We start from the raw sequence: 2,846 nt of genomic DNA, 5'->3' as shown, positions 1-2,846 counted from the left end.
CTGGAGATCGAGTACGTCGTGGAGGAAGAGGCGCTTGGCACGGGCGGCGCGATCCGTAACGTCGCCGACAAGCTGCGCTACGACAACGCGATGGTGTTCAACGGCGACGTCCTCTCTGGCGCGGACTTGAGCGCAATCCTGGGCACGCACGTCGAGCACGACGCGGACGTGACGCTGCACCTAGTGCGCGTGCCTGACCCGCGCGCGTTCGGCTCGGTGCCCACGGACAAGGACGGCAACGTGCAGGCGTTCCTGGAAAAGACGGAGGATCCGCCGACGGACCAGATCAACGCCGGCTGCTACGTGTTCAAGCGCAGCGTGATCGAGCAGATCCCGGCGGGCCGCGTGGTCTCCGTGGAACGCGAGACCTTCCCGGGGCTGCTGGAGTCGGGGGCGAAGGTGGTCGGCCACGTCGACTCCTCGTACTGGCGCGACATGGGCCGCCCGCACGACTTTGTCGAGGGGTCCTCCGACGTGGTGCGCGGCATCGCGTACTCGCCGCTGCTGGCGGGCAAGACGGGTGAGTCGTTTGTGGACGAGTCCGCGGGCGTGTCCGGCGGCGTGATTCTCATCGGCGGCACCGCGGTCGGCCGGGGCAGCGTGATCGGCGCGGGGTCGCGTGTCGACGCCTCCGTGATCTTCGACGGCGTCACCATCGAGCCGGGCGCGGTCGTGCGCAACTCCATCATCGCGTCGGGCGCGCGGATCGGCGCGAACGCGCGGATCTCCGACTGCGTGATCGGCGAGGGTGTGGAGATCGGCGCGCGCTGCGAGCTCCAGGCAGGGATGCGCATCTGGCCGGGCGTGAGCATCCCGGACTCGGGTGTGCGCTTCTCGCCGGACGCGTAACGACACGCCAAAACCGCGAACTAGTTCCCAGATTTCGGCACCCCCACTACATCTAGTACCCCCGCCTTTTACCCCCTCCGGGCGGGGCGTGTGACGCATGTGATTTGTGTGGCGAATGACGTGGGAAACGCGCCGGACGCGTGAAGTAATCACTGATTTATGTTGCGGCTATTTAGGGCTTCGGTGTGTAATCGTTTTCGTAATCACATCGACGTGAGTCGTCAGTGGAGACCCGTCCGCAGGCACTGGCCGTAGTGTCCGAAGCGGCGGGGGCTTCACGTAGTAAGCGAGTAGAACAAAAGCAACAACGGAAGGAGGGGGAAGCGTGGAAGACTCGGCGAATCAGGCGAATAACGCACACCTCCGCGGCGCGGTCGCGGGTGGCATGACCCTCGAGGAGTTGTTTGGCGCTGTCGAGAAGGAATGGCAGGACCAAGCGCTGTGCGCGCAAACCGATCCGGACGCCTTCTTCCCGGACAAGGGTGGCTCGACCCGTGAGGCGAAGCGGATCTGCAAGGCGTGCGCCGTGCGCGACGAGTGCCTCGAGTACGCGCTGGAGCACGACGAGCGCTTCGGCATTTGGGGCGGTCTTTCGGACCGCGAGCGTCGCCGTCTGAAGAAGCAGATCGGCTAAGGGGCGCAAGCAAGCACCCGCCCCTGGCTACCAGGGGAATGTGTCGTCAATGTCGCGCGGATCCAGGTTGAGGTACTGCGCGACCAGAGCAGTCAGGATCCAGGTGAGGAGCTCCGACTGCTCCTCAGCTGTGCGCGCACGCTTTTCGACGGGACGCCGAAACACCACCAGGCGCGCCCGGGTCGGACGGCCGTTGCGGTCCACACCCGCAGGGAGGACGCGGCCGAGGGGGACAGGGCCGTCGGCGATGATCTCTTCGGGCAACACAGTCATGTCCGCGCGCAGGCGCATCCGCGGGATCGTGTCAACGGCGAGGTCCACGCCCGACAGCTGCACCGCGTACGCGTTGTGCAGCGGCGCGTAAGACTCGAGCACCAGCTGGTCAAACGCCGTCGAGCGGGTGCGGTAGCGCGGGACGCCGACCGGCAGCAGCGGCCCGCGGGCGCCCCGGCCGTGCCGGTCGCGCGCACTGCGCAGCTGGAGCGGCGAATCCTCCGGCGTGCCGCCAATCCGAGTGGAACCTCTCATACGGCCACATCCTAGGCCCAGCGGCGCGCGATTCCGGCGGGGCGCGCCGCGTCGCACTTCACAAACCTCAAGCCGGGGTTTAGACTTGTGCGCCGTGAGTGTATTCCGTCGTTGCTGTCGCCCGGGCTGTGGCCGCCCCGCCGTGGCCACCTTGATCTACGCCTACGCGGATTCCACGGCAGTGGTCGGCCCGCTCGCCCCAGAGCAGGACCCGCACTCCTGGGACCTCTGCGAGCGCCACTCCGCGCACATCACCGCCCCCGTCGGCTGGGACATGGTGCGCGTCGAACAGGTGGACATCACCGAAGACCCCGCCGACCTTGAGGAGTCCGAACAGCCCGAAGCGACTGAAGACGCCGCCCACGCCGCGTTCTTCGCTCGCAGCCTGAACACCAGCCTGGACGACCTCGACGAGTCCGAGCTGACGGCGCTCGCGGAGGCAGTGCGCGAGGCGGGGGAGGCCGGCCGCGTGACCACCGGCCTGGTGGACACCTCCGCCGACCCCATCGAGTACTCGGCCTCCCACGACTTCAACGACCCCGCCACCTCCAACCACCCGGTACACCGCACGAAGCGGATCGAGGCGCACCTGGCGGCGCACAAGGCGCAGCGGCGCGCGCACCTGCGCGTGGTCCCGGACCCGTCCGAAGACGCGGACAAGGACTCCGGCACTGAGTAGCACGGTGTCGCGCGGCGCTAGACTGGCGCCATGGCAATTGCACACACTGAAGCAACGTTAAAGAACGTCATCAAGGCGTACGACGTGCGCGGCGTGGTCGGCGAGACCATCGACGCCGACTTTGTCCGCACCGTCGGCGCGGCGTTCGCCCACATC

The 2,846-nt window shown here is 67.5% G+C and carries 4 protein-coding genes; 3 read left to right on the top strand and 1 reads right to left on the bottom strand.

Translation table 11 applies throughout. The features are described from left to right. Both manB and EAW56_RS11475 read left to right on the top strand, forming a co-directional pair. Positions 1 to 849, top strand: an 849-nt coding sequence (gene manB / locus EAW56_RS11480; protein ID WP_147453309.1) for a mannose-1-phosphate guanylyltransferase, incomplete at its 5' end; no start/stop codon positions are given. 385 nt (positions 850 to 1,234) lie between these two features. Continuing rightward, positions 1,235 to 1,483: a WhiB family transcriptional regulator gene (locus EAW56_RS11475; protein WP_095279042.1), complete on the top strand. Its 249-nt coding sequence runs from the start codon at positions 1,235 to 1,237 to the stop codon at positions 1,481 to 1,483. Positions 1,484 to 1,510: 27 nt separating this feature from the next. On the opposite strand, the gene EAW56_RS11470 is transcribed toward EAW56_RS11475, so the two are convergent. Beyond that, the gene (locus tag EAW56_RS11470) at positions 1,511 to 2,011 is read right to left on the bottom strand and encodes a metallopeptidase family protein (protein WP_095537131.1); all 501 of its coding nucleotides are present in this window, start codon (positions 2,009 to 2,011) and stop codon (positions 1,511 to 1,513) included. A 94-nt stretch (positions 2,012 to 2,105) separates the two neighbouring features. Between EAW56_RS11470 and EAW56_RS11465 the strand changes: the two genes are divergently transcribed. Next, the gene (locus EAW56_RS11465; protein ID WP_095547532.1) at positions 2,106 to 2,690 is read left to right on the top strand and encodes a DUF3499 domain-containing protein; all 585 of its coding nucleotides are present in this window, start codon (positions 2,106 to 2,108) and stop codon (positions 2,688 to 2,690) included. Positions 2,691 to 2,846: the final 156 nt, after the last annotated feature.

Source organism: Corynebacterium gottingense, from assembly GCF_003693265.1.
Lineage (GTDB): Bacteria > Actinomycetota > Actinomycetes > Mycobacteriales > Mycobacteriaceae > Corynebacterium > Corynebacterium gottingense.
The sequence above is the reverse complement of the archived record's forward strand: the minus strand, read 5'-3'. Positions and strand labels throughout refer to the sequence as shown.

Bases quoted from the DNA above. Each gene is read 5' to 3' on its own strand.
- EAW56_RS11475 (WP_095279042.1), top strand. From the start codon at position 1,235: ATGACCCTCGAGGAGTTGTTTGGCGCTGTCGAGAAGGAATGGCAGGAC.
- EAW56_RS11470 (WP_095537131.1), bottom strand. From the start codon at position 2,011: ATGAGAGGTTCCACTCGGATTGGCGGCACGCCGGAGGATTCGCCGCTC.